We start from the raw sequence: 19,512 nt of genomic DNA, 5'->3' as shown, positions 1-19,512 counted from the left end.
TGCGTGCCGCTGTGCTCGTCGGCGTGAGGCGTGTGGGCGGGGAGGCCACGGATGATGGTGATCGGTCTCGTGTGTCAGATCTCGACAAGCCGTGCGGCGATGGTGTCGCTACCGTGCTTTTGGGCCGGTTCATCGCCCTGCCGAAGGGGCGGGAGCGCAAGGGGAGCGCGGACGCCTGTGGACGTTGCAACACGGCGTACGAGCAGCGGGACCGTGATCGGTGCTCTGATCTGCGAAAACTGGATCTGATGCGATCGCGTGGCACAGCTCGTCACGATCTCTCACGACCTCGTAATGCGTAGGTCTCGGGTTCGAATCCCGAAGGCGGCTCCATAGCGAACCCCAGGTCAGGCCCCCGACCTGGGGCTTCCTGTTTCGGTGACCTTTGGAATCCGGGCTGTTCGGGCGCCTGCGTCGCTCGCATCAGGGATGCGGCCTGCTCGCCGCCAGCGCGCGCGAGGACGGCTCGACCGTAGTCGGGACACTCCGATGCCGAGCAGAAACGCCATCCACACCACGGTGCGTGCCCGACGGCCGGCATGCTCGGCGGGCTTCAGCGGCCTGACTGTCGCCAGGAGCAGAAGCCCATCGACCTCCGACTGTCGCCAGGAGCAGAAGCCCACCGGCCGACAGGGCCACGGCGCGGTGCTCGTGGCCTCTGCCTCGCTCTGAAGGGCGAACGACTTCTGGTGAACGTAGGAGGGGTACGCAGCCGCCGACGCCATGGCCGAGGCATACCGCGCCGTTCCCACGTCTCAAGGTCAGTCGCGCGAGTACCGTTCTTGCGGGGCTCCTCGGCGGCCCTCATCGGGGGCTCGCCGCCCTTGCGGCGGTCAGCCCGCGGGATCTGGACCGTAGTCGAAACTACGAGTTCACGGGCCTCGCCGCGGGTTATCCATGCTGTTGGAGCCCCCTGTCGGACTCGAACCGACGACCTGATCATTACAAGTGACCCGCTCTGGCCATCTGAGCTAAGGAGGCAGTGCGTACAACGATGCCGCACGCGAAGGCGGGACCACTGTACACAGAGTGTGTTTCTCCAAGCCACGAGGTTCGTGACGCGTATCGGTGTCAGGACGGTGCGTAACCGGAAAGCGTCCGCAGGGCCTCGTCCGTCAGCCGGTATACCGTCCACTCGTCCTGGGGGCGGGCGCCGAGGGAGTCGTAGAAGTCGATGGCGGGGCGGTTCCAGTTGAGGACGGACCACTCCAGGCGTGCGTAGCCGCGGGCCACGCACAGGCGGGCCAGTTCGGTGAGGAGGGCCTTGCCGTGGCCGGTGCCGCGGGCGGCGGGGCGGACGTAGAGGTCCTCCAGGTAGATGCCGTGGACGCCGCGCCAGGTGGAGAAGTTGAGGAACCAGAGCGCGAAGCCCACCGGTTCGCCCGTGGTGTCGTCGGCGGCGATGTGGGCGTGGGCGGCCGGATGGTCGCCGAACAGGGCGTCGTGCAGCTGCTCCTCGGTGGCCCTGGCCTCGTGCGGGGCCTTCTCGTACTCGGCGAGTTCGCGGATCAGGGTGTGGATGACGGGGATGTCGGCAGGGCTCGCGGGGCGAATCATGGGGCGAGGTTAGCCAGGGTGGTTCCTCAGCCGCCTCGCGATTTCCAACTGCCGTTCCTCCAGCGGGCGTTCCTCCTCGATGTCCCAGAGGCAGTTCTGGAGCAGCCTGCCCAGCGTCCAGGCACGCGCGCGTGCCCGGTCCAGGCCGAGCACGTCCGTCATGGCGTCGAAGCGCCAGACGGTGTCGTCGGCGTAGTCGGCGTCGAAGCGGTTGTCGAGGGCGGGCCACAGTTCGAAGCCCGGGTCGCCGGACAGCGGTTTGGGATCGACGGCGAGCCAGGGTGCGCGGTCGGACGCGAGGACGTTCTCGTCGTGCAGGTCCCAGTGCAGGAGGCGGTCGCCGGGCTCGGCGGCCACTTCGCGTACGGCGGCCGCGCAGTCGGCGACCAGGCGGCGGGCCTCGGGGGCGGGGATCCGCCGCAGTGCCCGGGGAGTCCGGTCCAGCATGGCCTGGGCGATGTCGCCGAGCCGGCGCATGCCGTGCGGTGCCGGGACGGACGTCAGGTGGGCCAGCAGGCGGGCGATGATCAGCACGGCCTCGCGGGTGTCGCCGAGGTGCGACAGCATGCGGGTCGCGTCGAGGCGTTCGAGGAGCATCGTGCCGGTGGCCGGGTCGTGGTCGAGGAGCCGGACCGCCCCGTCGCCGTCCCATGTGCGCAGCGCCACCGGCTCGCCCTCGCTCTCCTCGTCGGGGAGTTGCAGCTTCAGGACCGCGTCCGTGCCGTCCGCGCGGACGACGGGCAGGACCAGGGCGGCGACCCCGTGCATCGGCCGGCCGTCGAGCGTCAGCTGCCAGCGGCCCAGGAAGTCGGCCGTCAGGTCCGGGAGTGCGGCGATGAAGGCGCGGCCCGCCTCCCCGTTGTACAGCTGCTGTGATGCGGCCAGCTCCGGCGGAATGTCGATCACCTTGTGACCGTACTGGGGTGGGGGAATCGGCTCACGCGAATTACCGTCCTCGCCATGAGCAACTCGCCAGGCGCCGCCACGAACGGCGGTGTCTCCTTCTGGTACGCGGACGACGGACTCCCGGCGGTGCGGGAGCCGCTCGTCGGGGACGCGTCGGCGGATGTCGTGATCGTCGGCGGCGGATATACGGGACTGTGGACGGCGTACTACCTGAAGAAGGCGGCGCCGTTCCTCCGTATCGCCCTCCTGGAGCAGAAGTTCTGCGGGTACGGGGCCTCCGGGCGGAACGGCGGGTGGCTCTACAACGGGATCGCGGGGCGCGACCGGTACGCGAAGCTGCACGGCCACGAGGCCGCGGTACGACTGCAGCGGGCCATGAACGACACTGTGAGCGAGGTCGTCGAGGTCGCGGCGGCGGAGGGTTTCGAGGCGGACGTCCACCGGGGCGGAGTGCTCGAAGTCGCCTGTACTCCCGCCCAGCTGGCGCGGCTGAAGGCCTTCCACGAGCACGAGCTGTCGTACGGCAAGAACGACCGTGAGCTGTACGGCGCCCGCGAGACCGCCGAGCGGGTCCGGGTGATGGACGCCGTCGGGTCGAGCTGGACGCCCCACGGGGCGCGGGTGCATCCGGTGAAGCTGGTGAAGGGGCTGGCCGCGGCGGTCGAGGCGCTCGGGGTGAGCGTGTACGAGCGGACGCCGGTGACGGAGATCCGGCCGAAGCACGCGGTGACGCCGTACGGGACCGTCCGGGCGCCGTATGTGCTGCGCTGCACCGAGGGGTTCACGGCCGGGCTCAGGGGCCAGAAGCGCACCTGGCTGCCGATGAACTCCTCCATGATCGCGACCGAGCCGCTCACCGACGAGCAGTGGGAGTCGGTCGGCTGGGGCGGACGCGAGACACTGGGCGACATGGCGCACGCCTACATGTACGCGCAGCGCACCGCCGACGGGCGGATCGCGCTGGGCGGGCGCGGGGTGCCGTACCGCTTCGGATCGCGCACCGACAACGACGGGCGGACGCAGGAGACGACCGTCGAGGCGCTGCGGGAGATCCTCGTGCGGTTCTTCCCGTCACTCGCCGGAGTACGGATCGAGCACGCCTGGTCGGGAGTGCTGGGCGTGCCGCGCGACTGGTGCGCCACCGTCACCCTCGACCGGTCGACGGGGATCGGCTGGGCGGGCGGCTACGTCGGCTCGGGCGTCGCCACCGCGAATCTCGCCGCGCGGACACTGCGGGACCTGGTGCAGCAGGACTCGGGGCAGGGCGGTCGGACCGAACTCACCGAACTGCCGTGGGTCGGGCACAAGGTACGCAAGTGGGAGCCGGAGCCGCTGCGTTGGCTGGGGGTGCGGGGGATGTACGCCACGTACCGGGCGGCGGACCGGCGGGAGGCGGCGACGCACAGCGCGGAGTCGTCGCGGCTGGCGCGGTTCGCCGATCGGATCGCTGGGCGGCACTGAGCGGACGACGGTTCTCCTTATAGCGGTTTCTGCCGGGGGTAGATAGCGGTTCTCGCCGGATCAGATAACGGTTCCTGCCGGGGCAGATAACGGTTTCTGCCGCCCCCGGAAACCTATGGCGGCGTTGTCAGTCCCATGTGCCACGATCGCCTCAACGACCACTGATCCAGGGGGGATCCATTGTCCGACGCCGGTTTTCGGCGATCGGCGAGACGGGGGCGGACCGCTGTTGTCCCGGCCGTCTTCGCCGTACTCGTCTCGTTACTCGTCTCACTCCTTACCCTGACCGGGGCGAGCCCCGCGGCCGCCGCCGACGCGGACTGCGCGCCGCTCACGCTCGCGTCCTTCGGCGACCCCGGGGATGCCGTCGGCAAGGCGACCGTCCCGGCCCGGGAAAGCGCCTGCTTCACCGTGACGGCCCCGGAGGCGGGCCTGTACCTGGTGTCGCTGGATGACGGTCACAACGAGGCGTACACCCGGATGTACGCCTCGGACGGCACCGAAGTGGACTGCTACGACGAGCAGTTCTACGCGGAGGGCCGGTGCCGGGTCCCCGCGGCCGGCACCTACACCGTCACCGTCGTCAACAACAGCTGGGCGGACCCGGAAGAAGCGCAGGTCACCGTCGTCCCGCTCGGCTCGGCCACGCAGGGCTGCTTCGAGCCGGTCGGCACCGCCTGGGACCTGCCCACGGTCAGCCGGACCTCGGTGACCCCGCTGGAGGTCGACTGCCAGGCCTTCGAAGGCAAGCCGGGCGAGCGCGTCGTCCTCGCCACGGACACCAAGGCCGACGGCGGCATGGACGCGTGGATCACCGACGCCAGTGGGGCCCGGATCTGCCCGCGCGTCACGGAGGACGACGAGGACGCCCGCAGTTGCGTGCTGACCGGCGAGGGCCCCTATCGACTGCTCTCCCAGGTCGCCCACGCGGAGAACGGCTACCCTGCCGAGTACGCGGTCCGGGTGCGCTCGCTGTCCGACCCGCAGGGCTGCCGGACCGCATCCGTGCGCCCCTTCGGGCCGCTGGAGGGCCTGGATTTCCAGGTCAACCCCTGTTACACCTTCACCGTCGACAAGGCCGGACCGCATCTGGTCCACGAGGTCGACGACTACTCCGCGAGCCCTGTCCTCGTGTACGACACCGCAGGGAAGATCGCCTGTGCGGACAGCGACCCTTGCCGACTGGCCGCCGGGGCTACCTACACCGCCGTCCTCGGCAAGGGTCTCCTCAGCGACTTGCGGGACGACCTGCTCCTCCTCGACCGCGCCTCGGACGCCGGATGCGTGACGACCGGGACCGGCGTGTACCGGGGTGAGCTGAGCACGGTCGGGCAGTACGACTGCCTCCTGCTGGAGGCCCCGCAGGGTGCCCGGATCGCCGCGCTCACCCCGATCGCCTCCTCCGGCGTGGACGCCGAGGTGGAGGTCTACGACCGGGACGGCACCGCGCAGTGCACCGCGACGGAACTGGCAGACGGTGACTGCGCGCTGACCGGCACGGCTCCCTTCCGGGCGCTGGTGCACACCGAAGACGTCGGTGAGGAGGCCACCGGCCCGTACACGATCGCCTTCCACCGCACCGACGCGGCGAACGACTGCCCGGTCCTGCCCGCCGGCAGCTTCACCGCCGACGGCGCCAAGGCCGCCTTCGGCACGGGCGACGGTGTCTTCTCGCAGTGCCTGACGATTCCCGCCGACGCCCACACGGGCGCGGAGGTCTTCCAGTTGATCGGCACCTCCGGCGGCGTACCGGCGAAGTTCTCCGTGCTGGACGCCACCGGCGACAAGGTCTGCGACCGCACTTCCACTGTCAACGGCTGGACGGTGTGCGGGCTGACGCCGGGCCAGGCCCACACCGTGCTGGTCACCGGCCGGGACACGGCCGCCACGTACACCCTCACCCGGCGTGACGTCACCGCGAGCGCCTCCTCGGCAGGCTGCGCGACGACCGCCGCGGGCAAGGTCGGCGGCCCGTCCGTGGCCGGTACCTACGGCGAGCCCGGCACCCTGACCTGCCACCAGGTCACCACCGACGCGGCCACCGACGTCCTGCACATGGACGTGCGGGACGCCCTGGGCACCGCCAACATCGCGGTGTTCGGCGGTGACGGCAGCGCCGAGTGCTCCTACCGCAACCGCTCCTGCGCGGTGACCGGATCCACCGCCCACCAGGTCCTGGTACAGACCCCGGCCACATTGAAGGCGGCGCCCGAGTACCGCCTGGACGCCCTGCGCATCGCGACCGCGGCCGGTCCGGCGCCGGAGTGCACCAAGGTGCCGTCGGTGTCCTACGGCTATGGGCCGGTCACCGGCACACTCGACGAGCAGCACAGCGCGGTGTGCGCGGTGCTGCCGACGGCCGGGTCCGACCGCTTCGACGCCGAGATCACGGACACGACGGGCGCCACCGCGACGGCCGTGCCCGCGCTCTACAACGCGAAGTGGAACAACGGCTGCTACCGGACGAGTTCCGGCTACGAGTGCTCGGTCGGCGGCTCGACCAGCGGATCCGCGCCCTCGCTGTTCGTGCTCGGCCTGCCGGAGACGGCGTCCGCCACCTCCTACGGCGCCCAGCTGTCCTGCCTCTCGGCGCTGTGCGGTCCGGACAAAGTGAGCGTCACCGGCCTGAGCCCCACGACCGGGGTCGGCGAGAGCAAGGTCAAGCTCACGGTGACCGGCACCGCGCTCGGCGCGAACACTGGGGTCAGGCTGACCCGCAACGGCCAGACGATCACCGCCACGGCCGACTCGGTGGCCGCCGACAACCGCTCGGTGACGGCGACCGTCGACCTGACCGGCGCGGCGGCGGGTGACTGGAGCGTCAGCGTGTTCACCACGTGCTGCGAGTACCCGCGCGGCACCTTCACGGTGACGGAGCCGCAGCTGACCAGCACGGGCGCCCCCAAGGTGACCGGCACGGCCAAGGTGGGGGCCAAGGTCACGGCGGACCCGGGGCGTTGGTCGGCGACTCCGACGTCGTACACGTACCAGTGGAAGGCGGACGGCAAGGCGATATCGGGGGCGACGGCGAAGACGTACACCATCGCCTCCTCGGTGGTCGGCAAGAAGCTGACCGTGACCGTCACGGCGGTCAGGAGCGGCTGGCAGAGCGGGTCGGCGACCTCGGCGGCGGTGACCGTCGCCAAGGGCGATGCGCCCAAGGCGACCAAGCTGCCGGTGATCAACGGGACGGCCAAGGTCGGTAAGACGCTGAAGGCGTCCAAGGGGACGTGGAGTCTCAGCCCGACCTCCTACTCGTACCAGTGGTACGCGAACGGCAAGGTGCTCAGTGGGGCCACCAAGTCCTCGCTGGTGCTGAAGTCGGCGCAGAAGGGCAAGAAGATCACCGTGAAGGTCACCGTGCGCCGTACGGGTCACAAGGACGGGTCGGCGGTGAGCAAGGCGACGAAGGCGGTCGCCAAGTGAGCTGACGCGGTGGGCGGACCACCCGTGCCGTCCTGGGCGGCACGGGTGCCCGCAGCTTGAGTGCTCATGGCTCCAGTACGACCTTCCCGGTGGTCCCGCGGGTCTCCAGTGCTCGGTGGGCGGCGGCGGCCTCGCTGAGGGGGAAGCGCTGCACGGCCGGGGTGAGGCGGCCTTCGGCGGCTTCGGCGAGGGCGCGCAGTTCGAGGGTGTGTACGGGGTTGGGGCCGCCCGCCTTCCGCATCATCACCGGCCCGAGGACCTGCTCGGTAATGCCTTCGACGACGTACGGACTGCCGTCGTGGATGCCCTGGCCGGACCAGCCGAAGACGATGTGCCGGCCGCCGGGCCCGAGCAGGTCGACGGCCGCGCGGGCGATGTCGCCGCCGACCCCGTCGAAGACGACGGTGGCGCCCCGTCCGCCCAGGAAGGCGCGGACCTTGTCCGGCCAGGCGGGGTCCTTGTAGTCGACGGCGAGGTCGGCGCCGTTCGCCTGTACACGCGCGACCTTCTCGGGGCCGCCCGCGAGGCCGATCACGGTGGCGCCGGCGTTGTGGGCGTACTGCACGAGGAGGGTGCCGATGCCGCCGGCCGCCGCCGGGATCACGGCCACCGAGTCGGGGCCCAGGTCGGTGAACTGGAGGATGCCCATCGTCGTACGGCCGGTGCCGATCATGGTGACGGCCTGCGCGAAGTCCAGTCGTTCGGGGATCTCGTGGACGCGGTCGACATCGGTGACGGCCAGTTCGGCGTACCCTCCGGGCGCGAAGCCGAGGTGGGCGACCACGCGCTTGCCGAGCCACAGCGCGGCGACGCCGTCGCCGAGGGAGTCGACGACACCGGCGACCTCGCGGCCGGGAACGGTGGGCAGGGCCGGGGGTTCGGGCAGGGGGCCCCGCATGCCCTCGCGCAGGGCGGTGTCGAGGAGGTGGACTCCGGCCGCTTCCACGGCGATACGGACCTGGCCCGGGCCCGGCAGCGGGTCCGTGACCTCTTCGTAGGTGAGGTTCCCGGCCGGGCCGAAGGTGTGCAGGCGGATGGCGTGCATGGAGCGCTCCTCATTTGATCGCTCGGTTGTGTCGAGAGCTCGGTTGTGTCGAGCGCTTGATTGCGTCGAGAGCTCGGTTGCGTCGAGTGCTTGATTGCATCGATCGCCCAGTGGCATCGATCGCTCGGTATGGCGCCCAGTCTTCAACCTCAAGCTTGCTTGAGGTCAAGGGTGTTGCGGCGGCCGAGGGCCAGCGACACCGCGGTGAGCGCGCTGTTGAAGGAGACCTCGGACAGCACGCCCGGGGCGGCGACCTGGTCGCCGGCGAGGTAGACGCCGGCGCCGCGGTCGACGGCGGGCCGTTCGTGCCAGCTGGTGCCGGGCAGGTCGACGGCGCCCGTACGGCCGTTCGCCACGGACTCGCGGCGCCAGGTGACCCGGTCGCGCCAGCCCTCGAAAGCCATGTCGAGCAGCCGCTCGGCACGGGCGACACCGGCCGAGCGGGACTCGTTCGGGGCGATCGGGATCTGACCCTGGATGAGCTGCTCACCGGCAGGCGCGAGCGACCGGTCCTGCGCGGTGAACCGCTCCAGCCAGCCGGGGGAGTCGAGGTCGGAGACGGCGAAGGCGTCCCCGCGCCGGGTCCGCACCGCGAGGTCGATGAGCGCCGTACGGCCGCTCGGCCACGTCAGGGAGTCGTCCTTCAGCAGGCGGCGGGCGGCGTCGAGGGAGGTGGCGACGACGACGGGCGTGTCGGTCGGCAGGGTGTCGACCCGGGACAGCGTCTCTATCCGGACGCCGAGGTTCCAGGCGCGGGCGGCCATCCGGTCGATGAGCGTGGCCCAGCCGCCGCGCGGATAGTGCGCCTCCGGCGGCAGCTTCGTGGCACGCCGCAGCCGCTCCTGCACGAAGGCCGCGGACAGGCTGCCGGGGTCGTGATGGAAGAGCGCGACGGCAGAGTAGTGCGCGGCGGCGCGGGCCCCCTCCTCGCCCGCCTCCCGCTCGGCCCACGTCATGAAGTCGACGTCTACAGGCGCCTGCCGGGCGCTGCGGCGGAGCAGATTGAGCATCGCGAACGGCGGGGTGCGGCGCAGCGCACCGTGGTGCTTCAGCCGCAGCCGGGCCGCCTCCAGGGGCGGGATCGGGGCGAGCGGCCCGATCAGGTCGCGCTGCCGGAGCCAGGCCCAGTGCGGGCCGCCGCTGTAGAGGGCGTGCGGGCCCTCGTTCGTCCGGTACGGCTCCTCCGCGGTCCGCGCCCGCCCGCCGAGGGTGTGGTGGGCTTCGTACACGGTGACCTTGGCGCCCGCCTCAGCGGCCGTGATGGCCGCGGTGAGTCCGGCGAAGCCGCCGCCGATGACGGTGATGCGGTGCATGGCTGGGGGTCTCCCTCTGGTTGGGCTGGGTCTGGTTGGGCTGGGTCGGTGGGGTCTGGTTGGGTCGCCTTTCTGCGAGTACGACGGTCGGAGGCGGCCGGAATGTGACATAGCACTGTGCTGGGTTGGAGTTTTCGCAGGTCAGGGGGATTGTCAGTGGTGGGGTGCAGCATGGGGTGATACGGGCGGGATGCGGGTGTGGTGCGGGTGTGTGCGGCGTGACGGGCGGTAGGGCGTGGCGATGACGGGTGGTAGGGCGTGGCGATGACGGGTGGTAGGGCGTGGCGATGACGGGCGGTAGGGCGTGGTGAAGACGGGTGGTAGGGCGGCGTGGTGAAGAAGGGCGGTAGGGCGTGGTGAAGAAGGCTGGGGCCGTGAAGGGGGCGCGGCGGCCGGAGGTGCGGTTGCCGGCGCTGGAGCCGTTCGGGGGCGAGGAGTTGGAGCCGGACGGGGATTACGACGGGCTGGAGTTCCGGGAGGCCGACCTCGCCGGGCAGGACGGCGGGGGTGCCCGTTTCATGGACTGCGCGCTGACGGGCTGCGCGCTGGACGAGACACGGCTGCACCACGCCCGCTTCCTCGACTCGGTCCTCACCGCCCCGCGCGGCGTGGGCACCGGCCTCGCGGAGGCGACCCTGCGCGACGTCGAAGTGCTGGACGCCCGGCTCGGCGGAGCCCAGTTGCACGGCGCCGTCCTGGAACGCGTCGTCCTGCGCGGCGGCAAGATCGACTACCTGAACCTGCGTGCCGCCCGGCTCAGAGACGTCGTCTTCGAGAACTGCGTCCTGGTCGAACCGGACTTCGGTGGCGCCCGCCTGGAGCGTGTGGAGTTCCCCGGCTGCGTCCTCAAGGAGGCCGACTTCACCTCGGCGACGCTGACGGACGTCGACCTGCGCGACGCGGCGGAACTCGGCATCGGCCGGGGCGTGGACCGGTTGTCGGGCGCGGTGATCAGCTCGGGTCAACTGCTCGAACTGGCCGGGGTGTTGGCGGGGGAGCTGGGGATTCGGGTGGAAGGGTGACGGCGCAGGACAGGGTCGTACTGCATGGGGAGGCGACGACGTCCTTTCCCGCCCTGGTTCTCCGTCCCTGGTGCGAGGCGGACGTCCCCGCACTGGTCGAGGCGGGCCGGGATCCCGTGCTGCGGCAGGGGACGAGCCTTGCCGTGGAGAACGAGGCCGACGCGCTGAGATGGGTGCGGGGTCAGGAGCGCGGATGGGCGGTCGGTGACCGGTTCGGCTTCGCGGTTCTGGAAGCGCAACCCGGGTCCGCTCAGCGGCAGTTGGCCGGGCATGTGGTGCTCAAGGACGTGGCTCCGGGGAAGCCGTCGGCCGAGGTGGGCTACTGGACCGCGGCGCCGGCTCGTGGGCGCGGAGTGGCGCCGCGGGCCCTGGAAGCCGTCACCCGGTGGGCCTTCGACCACCTGGGCGCCGGTCACCTCATACGTCTGGAACTCCTGCACCAGGCGGACAACCCGGCCTCGTGCCGGGTGGCGCACAAGAGCGGCTACGACCTCGCCCGGATCCTGCCCGCGGCGCCGCCGTCCTTCCCGCTCGACGGCCATCTGCACTCACGGCGCAGGGACGGCTGAGAGGCGTTGCCGGAAGTGGCGGTAGAGCTGCCAGGCCACGTATGCCATGGCCGGGACCACGACGGTGGGCACGAGCCACCAGGGCCAGCCGGGCCACAGGGTGAGGAAGCCCGCGGCGGTGCAGACGATGCCCATGGTGATGAGCAGCCACTTGCCGTACGGGTACCAGGTGAAGGGCTCGTGGTCGCGGGGCCGGGCCAGCCGTACCGCACCGAACCCGAGCGCCAGGACCGACAGGAGTCCCGCGAACGTGCCGATGGCCGCCGTCATCTGGGCTTCGTCGCGAGGGGCGTCGGAGGTGTTCTGCCGGGAGTCGCCCTTGGCGATCGTCATGATGGCGCCGCGCCAGACGGTTCCGGTGATCCGTTCGCCCGGCCGAAGCTGCTCCAGCACCGGCCCGGGATCGCCGAATGGCACGACGTGGTTCCAGAAGGGCGCGGCGTACAGGGTCGCCCTGTACCTGGAGCCCCTTCCGCCGTCGAGTTCCGTGTCCGTCACGGTGAAGGAGACCGTACGCAGACAGTCCTCCGCCCGCTGCGTCGCCGCCCGGTCAGGGCACTGTTCGGCCGCCATGTACTCCCGGTAGCGCTCGGCATCGTAGGGCAGCCAGACGGCGAAGACGGCATAGCAGGCAAGCGCCGAGATCAGTGAGGCGGTGATCAGCGACGCGCCCATGAGCAGCGGGCGGCGGGAAGGCCCCCGGCCGGTTCTCGTCGGGGGCACCGGCGGTTCGCCTGTCCCGTTGGCCGTGTCTGTACGCGTTGTTGTCACGAGGCCAAAGCTTCAATGGACGGAAGGCAGAAGACAACGGGCGCGGTGGGCAATCCACTGCGCTCTTCGTTGCCGTGTTCCGGTAATCGCGTCCGTGCCTGCCGAACGGATGCGATTGCCGGGGCAGCCTGAGGCCTGCCGGTGTCAGGCCGTCCGCTTCCGGGACGTCGTCTTCTTGGCCTGGGCCTTCTTCGCCGTGCTCTTGGCGGCCGTCGACTTCTTCGCGCCCGTCGTCGCGCTCTTGCCCGTCGTGCTCTTGCCCGTCGTGCTCTTGCCCGTCGTGCTCTTGGCTGTCGTCTTCTTCGCGGCCGTCTTCTTCCTGGCCGTGGAGGTCGACTTCTTGCCGGCTGGCTCTTTGGGAGCGGCGCGGGCGGTCTTGCGGGCCGGGAGGCGTTTTACCTGGGCGGGTTCCTGGGCGGGTTCCTCGGCCGCCTCCTCGCCGCGGGACTCCTTCGCCTCCCGCACGCTCTTCTCCAGGGCGGCCATCAGGTCCAGGACCTTGCCGCCCTTCGCGGGCTCGGGTGCCTCGGGCGGCGCCTCGCCGGCGGCCTTCGCGGCGATGACCTCCTCGACGGCCTCGCGGTACTCGTCGTGCAGATCATCCAGCTCGACCTCGCCGAGGGTGTCCATCAGGGCGTCCGCGAGGTCCAGCTCCTTGTCGCGGACCGTGACCCCGGTGTCCGGGGCGACGCCCTCGGGGGCGCGGACCTCGTCCGGCCACAGCAGCCCGTGCATGGCGATCGCGTCACCGACCACCCGCAGCATGCCCAGCCGCTCCCGCCCCCGCAGGGCGAATTTCGCGATGGCGACCTTGTTGCTCCGTTTGAGTGCCTCGCGCAGCAGCGTGTACGGCTTGGCGGCCGGGGCGCCGCTCGCCGCGAGGTAGTACGCGGCGTCCATCTGGAGCGGGTCGATCCGGTCGTTCGGCACGAACGCCACGATCTCGATCGTCTTGGCGGTGGGAAGCGGGAGACGGGTCAAGTCCTCGTCGGTGATCGGAATGAGCGAGCCGTCCGCGTCCTCGTACGCCTTGCCGATCTCCTGCTGCGTGACCTCGCGGTCCTCCAGTTCGCAGACCTTGCGGTAGCGGATGCGGCCGCCGTCCTCCGTGTGGATCTGGCGGAAGGAGATCGAGCGGCTCTCGGTGGCGTTCACCAGCTTGATCGGGATGCTGACCAGGCCGAACGAGATGGCGCCGTTCCATATGGATCGCACGTGCAGCACCTCTCCGAGCGGTGCCCGCAGTGGGACACGAAGGGCGGGTGAAAGTCCCGTTTATAGCCATTTGCGGGAGATTCCCATCGTATGGCGTCAGGGCTGGTCCGGCCTGCCCTCGCCGTACAGCCACTCCGCCCAGATCTGCGTGAAGTCCTGCCCCGGGGCCTGCCGCTCGACGTATGCCGTGAAGTCGCCGGTGTCCGCGTTGCCGTGGCGGTGGGTGGCGGCCCAGCCCTGGATGATCTCGTAGAACCGGTCGTCGCCGACGGTCTGCCGGATCTTGTGGAGGACCATCGCCCCCCGTACGTAGACCGGGGGGTCGGAGATGTGCGCGGCGTCGGACGGCTTTCCGGGCGGGAAGGCCCAGATCGCGTCGTTGTCCTCGGGGTCGGCGTAGTAGTCGCCGGCGTAGAGCTGGTCGAAGATCTCCTGGGCGGTGTCGCCGTCGTGGTCCTCCTGCCACAGCCACTCCGCGTAGGTCGCGAAGCCCTCGTTGAGCCACATGTCCCGCCAGGTCTTCGGGGAGACGGAGTCGCCGTACCACTGGTGGGCGAGTTCGTGGACGAGGAGTTCCGTGTCGGGGGCGCCGGGGAAGACGGGACGGTTCTGGGTCTCCAGGGCGTAGCCGATGTCGCCCTCGCGCTCGACGATCGCCCCGGTGGAGGAGAACGGGTACGGCCCGAAGCTGTCCTCGGCCCACGCCATGATCTCGGGGAGCTGCGCCAGCACCTCCCGGCTCGCCCTGGTCTGGTCGGGGTCCACGGCCGTGTACGCCGGCAGGTCGTCCGCGACGGTGGTGCGGCTGATGTCGTAGCGGCCGACGGCGAGCGTGGCGGCGTGGCTCGGCATGGGCTCGGCGGTGTGCCAGGTGAAGGTCGTACGACCGTCCTTGGTCGTCTCGTCGGCCAGTTCGCCGTTGGAGACGGCGTGCAGCCCCTTCGGCACGGTCACTTCGAGGTCGTACGCCGCCTTGTCGGACGGGTGGTGGTTGCCGGGGAACCAGGCCATGGAGCCCGTCGGTTCACCGAGGGCCAGGGCGCCGTCCTCGGTGGGCAGCCAGCCCTCGTCCGAGCCGTCCGGGTCGGTGATCGTCTCGGGGGTGCCGGAGTAGCGGACGGTGACGCGGAAGGTGGCTCCGTCGTCCAGGTCGTGGGGCGGGCGGACGGTCAGTTCCTGGCCGGTGCGGTTCCAGCGGGCGCGCTCGGTGTCCACGGTCACGGATTCGACGTCCAGGCCCTTGAGATCGAGGTTGAGGGCGGAGAGGTCCTGGGTGGCCTTCGCCGTGATCTCGGCGGTGCCGGAGAGGTGCTCGGTTTCGGGGGTGTAGTCGAGGGTCAGGCCGTAGTGCGTCACGTCGTAGCCGTCGTTGCCCGCCTTGGGGAAGTACGGGTCGCCGAGGCCCGAGCCGCCCGGGGTGCCGCCGACTCCGCCGCCGCATGCGGTCAGCGTGAGGGCGAGCGCGGCAAGTACGCAGGTCGGGACAGTGCGTGCGGATCGGGACAGGGACACGTCCGTGATCCTAGGGGGGCCGTGACAACATCGCTTGCGTGCTCGACATCGGCTACGCCCTTTCCACCCGTTTCCCCGATCCGCCCCAGACCGACTACCGCCGCGCGGACGTCCGTGCGCTGCGGCACGATCTGTTCTGCGGGGACGTCTATCTCGCCGACAGCAAGGCGGACCGGGAGTTGTCCACAGCCTGGGGATGGGTGCCGGTGCTGGACTTCGCGTGGGCGCTGTGCGACATCGTGGAACGGATCGACCGGGACCCGGCCGGCTCCCGGGCCGCCCGCCCCCAGCGGGCGGAACTCGACTTCACCGAGTCCACCGACCGCATGCTCTTCGAGCGCCGCTTCGGATGGGTGGACATCGAAGCCGACTGGATGCCGGCGGAGGAGGCACCCCTGAGCTTCTCCCACGCCGAGTTGCGGCGGGAGGCGCGGGATTTCCTCCATGACCTGATCGCCGATCTGTGCGACCTGCATGACGACCTGGCGGAGAATCCGGCGATCTGGACCTTGCAGGCGAGGTTTCCGCGGGTGGGGTAGTTCCAGCCGTGGCTTTGAAGGGCGTACAGCTCCGCACGTTGCGCAACGCCGCGCATGGGCGGCCGAGTTGGCGGTCCTCGCGGAGGACGGCGAGGCGTTCGGCGGTGCCGTCCGCCGTGCGGATGCGGTTCTCGACGACAGGCGTCAACTGCCGTCCGTATCACCGGCGTCGCGCCGTCGCGTCCACCATCAGCAGGCCGTGTCAACGGTCATTGATATGCCCGCGCGTTGCCTGAGTTGCAGGATGCGGTGACTAGGGAAAGACTGGCTTCAGGGACACTGTTGAGTCGCGGATCTCCGGTGTCATCGGCCGTATCAAGAGGCCAATGCCGCGCAGGCAATACCGCACACCTCACCTCTGGAACCATCATGGTCGCAACCGCTCGGCGACGAATTTGCCGCATTATCGGCGCGTCCTCGCTGGCTGCCGCGCTTGCGGTCCCGACAGGCATTGTCACCGCTGTGGCAGCCCCTGCCGAGCCTGCTCAAAGCCCGACGGCAGCACTTGAGGGGCCCCCGCCACCCCCGCCACCCCCTCCACCAGAGCCGCCTCCCGAGCCTCCACCTGAACCCCCTCCTGAGCCGCCTCCTGAGCCGCCTCCCGAGCCGCCTCCCGAGCCGCCTCCCGAGCCGCCTCCTGAGCCGCCTCCTGAGCCTCCACCCGAGCCGCCTCCCGAGCCTCCACCCGAGCCTCCACCTGAGCCCCCTCCTGAGCCCCCTCCTGAGCCCCCTCCCGAGCCTCCACCCGAGCCGCCCGCACCCGAGCCTCCGGACCCTCCCCCTCCGGACCCGGAGCAGTTGCAGAAGGACCTGGACGCCGCGGTAACAGGGCTAGAGGCATCCCAGGTGGTGAAGGAGAAGCTCAACGAGGTGCTCAGCAAGGCGGTGGACGCAATTGAGGATCCGTCTACCAGGCCTGAGGACCGGGCCGTGTACGCGAGCATCGTGGCGCAGGTCACCGCGACCTTGAAGGCAGCCCAGGACGCGAACACGACGTCGAAGGAGAGGGCTTCCTACACGAGAATCGTGGAGGGCATCGCCGAATCGCTGAGGAGGGCCCTGAACCCGGATACGGCGCCGGAGGACCGGGCCTTCTACTTGAGGCTCGCAGACGAACTGGCGGATGCCGCGGAGAGCCTGCAGCAAATGACACCGGACGAGCGGGCGTACTACATGAGGGTCCTGGAGACCCTCGCCAACGGGCTGGTGACGATCCAGAACCCGAAGACAGCACCGAAGAACGCGCAGGATCGCAAGCAGATCCAGAAGGCTCTGCAGGAAACCACCGACGCGCTGGCGACAGTTCGGAACCCGGACGCGTCGGAGCAGGAGCGCAATGAGGCGCAGCGAGAGCTGGACCAGCGGGCCAACTCGCTCAAGAACCCTCTGTACCTGGAACTTCTGCAGCAGCTCAAGCAGTACAAGGCGCCCACAGCCTGTGTCCAGGCAGTGGAAAACCGTACACTCCAGGCCGGCTGGCCGGATGGAACTCTCTGGGGCCTTTCCGACCCGTCGTGCGCCGGGACGCTGGCTCAGGGTGCCCAGGACGAAGGTTCCAAGTGGCAAGCGCTCTTTGCCTGCGTCCAGCAGAGCCCGTTCTCGACGTGCGTGCGTTTCGTACCAAAGGAGTGAACGACGACGGAGCCCCCGGCTTCGAAAGGCCGGGGGCTCCCTGACTCAGTGCGTCCGTCAGACGTTCACACCGAAGTCCTGGGCGATGCCCACCAGGCCCGAGGCGTAGCCCTGGCCGACGGCGCGGAACTTCCACTCGGCGCCGTTGCGGTAGAGCTCGCCGAAGACCATGGCGGTCTCGGTGGCCGCGTCCTCCGAGAGGTCGTAGCGGGCGATCTCGGCGCCGCCTGCCTGGTTGAGGATGCGGATGTAGGCGTTGCGGACCTGGCCGAAGTTCTGCGTGCGGTTCTCGGCGTCGTAGATCGAGACCGGGAAGACGATCTTGTCGATGTCGGCCGGGAGGGCCGCCAGGTTGACGTTGATCGCCTCGTCGTCGCCCGCGCCCTCGCCCGTGCGGTTGTCGCCGGTGTGGACGATCGTGTTGTCCGGCGTCTGCTTGTTGTTGAAGAAGACGAAGTGGGCGTCGGAGTACACCTTGCCCTGGGTGTTGACCGCGATCGCGGAGGCGTCGAGGTCGAAGTCCGTGCCGGTGGTGGTGCGGACGTCCCAGCCGAGGCCCACGGTGACGGCGGTCAGGCCCGGAGCCTCCTTGGTGAGCGAGACGTTGCCACCCTTGGACAGGCTTACAGCCATTGTTGGGAGTCCCTTCCCTCGTTTACGTACGGCAAGAACGCTACAGCTACCCCTATGAACGCCGGGAGCGTACGCGGGGTTCCAGGTAACTTTACTTTCTTTACCTGGGCGGCCGGGACGCTCTGGACATCCGGGCATCTGGACATGCGGATATTCGGGTGACGTGGAGCGGACAGCGGCGCGACCATGGAGCCATGTCCGGTCCCTATTCCATTCGCGGCTCCGTCTCGCTTCCCGAGGCCGAGCTGATGTGGCGTTTCTCGCGGTCGTCGGGGCCGGGCGGGCAGCACGTCAACACCAGCGACTCGCAGGTGGAGTTGCGCTTCGACCTGGCGAAGACCGAGGCGCTGCCCGAGGTGTGGAAGCGGCGGGCCCTGGAGCGGCTGGCCGCCCGCCTCGCCGACGGCGTCATCACCGTACGGTCCTCCGAGCACCGGTCCCAGTGGCGCAACCGCGAGACCGCCGCCGTACGCCTTGCCGCCCTGCTCGCGGAAGCCACCGCGCCGCCGCCCAAGCCGCGGCGGCCGACGCGTATCCCGCGCGGGATCAACGAGCGGCGGCTGCGGGAGAAGAAGGCGCGGTCGGATACGAAGCGGGGGCGGTCCGGGCGGGACTGGTCCTGAGCCGCGTGGGGCGGTCCGGAGTCGTTCGGTAGCCGCGTCGGGCGGAGTTGTTCGTAGCCGAGTGGCGGACGCCGGCCGCGGCCCGGCAGCTGGCCAGTCGCGCCCGGCGGCGGGTGCAGGGCGGTCGCGCCCGGCGGCGGGTGCAGGGCGCCGAGGCGCCGGACACCGGGCTGGTGCGGCAGCGGCGGGTGGTCGACGCCTGCCTGGCCGCCGCGCGGGACGGTGATTTCGACGCACTGGTCGGGGCTCTGGACCCGGATGGAGATCACCGGTCCCGACATCACACTCCTGGACGTGTGACATCACCCCAACTGCCGGTACCGCCCCCGGAAATACGCGAGCGGGCCGCCGTCCACGCTCGCTACGGCGGCTGTCAGCACCCGGCCGATCACCAGGGTGTGGTCGCCAGCGGGCACCCGCTGTTCCGTGCGGCACTCCAGGGTCGCGAGGGCGCCGCGCACGAGGGGAGCGCCGGTCGCCTCGCCGCGGACGTAGGGAATGTCCTCGAACAGCAGGCGGTCGCTGATGCGCCCCTTCATGGCGAAGCGGCCGGCGATGTGGCGCTGGCTCTCGGAGAGGACCGAGACCGCCCACAGGGGCTGCTCGGCGAGCAGGTCGTCCATGCGGGAGCCGTCGCGCAGGCTGACCAGGACCAGGGGCGGGTCGAGGGACACCGACATGAAGGAGGTCGCGGTCATGCCGACGTCCTCGACCTTCGGCGACGTGGGGTCGTCCGGGTCGAGCGGGGGCTCCTGCGCGGTCACCAGGACCACGCCCGCGGCCAGCCGGGACATGGCGGCGCGGAACTCGTCGTTGCTCACACCCTCAGCATGCCCGGCGCGGGGCAGGGGGACGGGCGGGGTTGGCGGGGTGATGGCAGGGGGAGTGTTCAGCACACGGAAACGCTAGTCTCCGATCGGTGTATGGCACATCGGGCGCTGGCCCGAGCCTGGTCCTAGGACCGCAGACGGGCCACAGGCGGACTACAGGCAGACCACGGGAAGTGCACAGGTAGACCGCATGCAGACCGCATGCAGACCGCATGCAGACCGCATGCAGACCGCATACAGACCGTACGCAGCCGCAGGCGGACCGCAGACGACAGGGGCGCAATCACCGCAGAGGTGCGAAATTCCCGCTCGGCAAATGCACAGGAAACTCACAGAAACGTCGCTCAATTATTCATGTTTAGCTGTGACTTGAGTCACAAGAGCCGTTAATTGTTGACCCTGTGTACCGAGTGGGCAGCGCGCTGTGATTCAGTGGCGGGAAGCTGCAACAGCACCAC

The 19,512-nt window shown here is 70.2% G+C and carries 16 protein-coding genes and 1 tRNA gene; 7 read left to right on the top strand and 10 right to left on the bottom strand.

Features of this window, described 5'->3' with window-relative positions; all coding sequences use genetic code 11:
* Positions 1 to 904: 904 nt before the first annotated feature.
* The 3 genes from GFH49_RS29280 to GFH49_RS29270 all read right to left on the bottom strand — a co-directional run bounded on the left by GFH49_RS29280 (position 905) and on the right by GFH49_RS29270 (position 2,490).
* Positions 905 to 981, bottom strand: a tRNA-Thr gene (locus tag GFH49_RS29280).
* Between the two features lie 90 nt (positions 982 to 1,071).
* The gene (locus GFH49_RS29275; protein ID WP_155059067.1) at positions 1,072 to 1,557 is read right to left on the bottom strand and encodes a GNAT family N-acetyltransferase; all 486 of its coding nucleotides are present in this window, start codon (positions 1,555 to 1,557) and stop codon (positions 1,072 to 1,074) included.
* A 9-nt stretch (positions 1,558 to 1,566) separates the two neighbouring features.
* Positions 1,567 to 2,490: an aminoglycoside phosphotransferase family protein gene (locus tag GFH49_RS29270; RefSeq protein WP_408055968.1), complete on the bottom strand. Its 924-nt coding sequence runs from the start codon at positions 2,488 to 2,490 to the stop codon at positions 1,567 to 1,569.
* Positions 2,491 to 2,517: 27 nt separating this feature from the next.
* On the opposite strand from GFH49_RS29270, the gene GFH49_RS29265 reads away from it, so the two are divergent.
* Entirely contained in the window at positions 2,518 to 3,924 is a 1,407-nt protein-coding gene (locus GFH49_RS29265; RefSeq protein ID WP_155059065.1) for an NAD(P)/FAD-dependent oxidoreductase, read from the top strand.
* A gap of 180 nt (positions 3,925 to 4,104) precedes the next feature.
* Entirely contained in the window at positions 4,105 to 7,350 is a 3,246-nt protein-coding gene (locus GFH49_RS29260) for a PPC domain-containing protein (protein WP_155059064.1), read from the top strand.
* Between the two features lie 64 nt (positions 7,351 to 7,414).
* Here GFH49_RS29260 and GFH49_RS29255 read toward each other — a convergent pair whose 3' ends face one another.
* Together GFH49_RS29255 and GFH49_RS29250 are read right to left on the bottom strand one after the other, a co-directional pair.
* Positions 7,415 to 8,395 carry a zinc-binding dehydrogenase gene (locus tag GFH49_RS29255; RefSeq protein WP_155059063.1) on the bottom strand — a complete coding sequence of 327 codons (981 nt, stop codon included), beginning with the start codon at positions 8,393 to 8,395 and terminating at the stop codon, positions 7,415 to 7,417.
* 149 nt (positions 8,396 to 8,544) lie between these two features.
* Positions 8,545 to 9,708: an NAD(P)-binding protein gene (locus GFH49_RS29250; protein WP_155059062.1), complete on the bottom strand. Its 1,164-nt coding sequence runs from the start codon at positions 9,706 to 9,708 to the stop codon at positions 8,545 to 8,547.
* A 374-nt stretch (positions 9,709 to 10,082) separates the two neighbouring features.
* On the opposite strand from GFH49_RS29250, the gene GFH49_RS29245 reads away from it, so the two are divergent.
* Positions 10,083 to 10,730 (top strand): pentapeptide repeat-containing protein, encoded by a 648-nt coding sequence (locus GFH49_RS29245; RefSeq protein ID WP_155059105.1) that lies wholly within the window; start codon positions 10,083 to 10,085, stop codon positions 10,728 to 10,730.
* Positions 10,727 to 11,299, top strand: coding sequence for a GNAT family N-acetyltransferase (locus tag GFH49_RS29240; protein WP_155059061.1), 573 nt, complete (start codon positions 10,727 to 10,729; stop codon positions 11,297 to 11,299). The genes GFH49_RS29245 and GFH49_RS29240 overlap by 4 nt, the downstream gene beginning before the upstream one ends.
* On the opposite strand, the gene GFH49_RS29235 is transcribed toward GFH49_RS29240, so the two are convergent.
* The 3 genes from GFH49_RS29235 to GFH49_RS29225 all read right to left on the bottom strand — a co-directional run bounded on the left by GFH49_RS29235 (position 11,279) and on the right by GFH49_RS29225 (position 14,791).
* Positions 11,279 to 12,022 carry a hypothetical protein gene (locus GFH49_RS29235; RefSeq protein WP_155059060.1) on the bottom strand — a complete coding sequence of 248 codons (744 nt, stop codon included), beginning with the start codon at positions 12,020 to 12,022 and terminating at the stop codon, positions 11,279 to 11,281. The genes GFH49_RS29240 and GFH49_RS29235 overlap by 21 nt on opposite strands.
* 192 nt (positions 12,023 to 12,214) lie before the next feature.
* Positions 12,215 to 13,285 (bottom strand): non-homologous end joining protein Ku, encoded by a 1,071-nt coding sequence (gene ku / locus GFH49_RS29230; RefSeq protein ID WP_456243058.1) that lies wholly within the window; start codon positions 13,283 to 13,285, stop codon positions 12,215 to 12,217.
* A gap of 96 nt (positions 13,286 to 13,381) precedes the next feature.
* Positions 13,382 to 14,791 carry a M1 family metallopeptidase gene (locus GFH49_RS29225; RefSeq protein WP_155059104.1) on the bottom strand — a complete coding sequence of 470 codons (1,410 nt, stop codon included), beginning with the start codon at positions 14,789 to 14,791 and terminating at the stop codon, positions 13,382 to 13,384.
* A 44-nt stretch (positions 14,792 to 14,835) separates the two neighbouring features.
* Here GFH49_RS29225 and GFH49_RS29220 point away from each other — a divergent pair, with 44 nt between their 5' ends.
* Positions 14,836 to 15,336, top strand: a complete 501-nt coding sequence (locus GFH49_RS29220; protein WP_155059058.1) for a hypothetical protein — start codon at positions 14,836 to 14,838, stop codon at positions 15,334 to 15,336.
* A 798-nt stretch (positions 15,337 to 16,134) separates the two neighbouring features.
* Positions 16,135 to 16,968, top strand: a complete 834-nt coding sequence (locus GFH49_RS29215) for a hypothetical protein (RefSeq protein ID WP_155059057.1) — start codon at positions 16,135 to 16,137, stop codon at positions 16,966 to 16,968.
* 57 nt (positions 16,969 to 17,025) lie between these two features.
* Here GFH49_RS29215 and GFH49_RS29210 read toward each other — a convergent pair whose 3' ends face one another.
* Positions 17,026 to 17,601, bottom strand: coding sequence for a TerD family protein (locus tag GFH49_RS29210; protein ID WP_155059056.1), 576 nt, complete (start codon positions 17,599 to 17,601; stop codon positions 17,026 to 17,028).
* 194 nt (positions 17,602 to 17,795) lie between these two features.
* Here GFH49_RS29210 and arfB point away from each other — a divergent pair, with 194 nt between their 5' ends.
* Positions 17,796 to 18,224 carry an alternative ribosome rescue aminoacyl-tRNA hydrolase ArfB gene (gene arfB / locus GFH49_RS29205; protein ID WP_155059055.1) on the top strand — a complete coding sequence of 143 codons (429 nt, stop codon included), beginning with the start codon at positions 17,796 to 17,798 and terminating at the stop codon, positions 18,222 to 18,224.
* Positions 18,225 to 18,526: 302 nt separating this feature from the next.
* On the opposite strand, the gene GFH49_RS29200 is transcribed toward arfB, so the two are convergent.
* Positions 18,527 to 19,120 (bottom strand): flavin reductase family protein, encoded by a 594-nt coding sequence (locus GFH49_RS29200; protein WP_155059054.1) that lies wholly within the window; start codon positions 19,118 to 19,120, stop codon positions 18,527 to 18,529.
* Positions 19,121 to 19,512: the final 392 nt, after the last annotated feature.

This window comes from Streptomyces blattellae (genome assembly GCF_009709555.1).
Taxonomy (GTDB): Bacteria; Actinomycetota; Actinomycetes; order Streptomycetales; family Streptomycetaceae; genus Streptomyces; species Streptomyces blattellae.
This window is presented reverse-complemented; position numbering and strand designations above follow the sequence as displayed.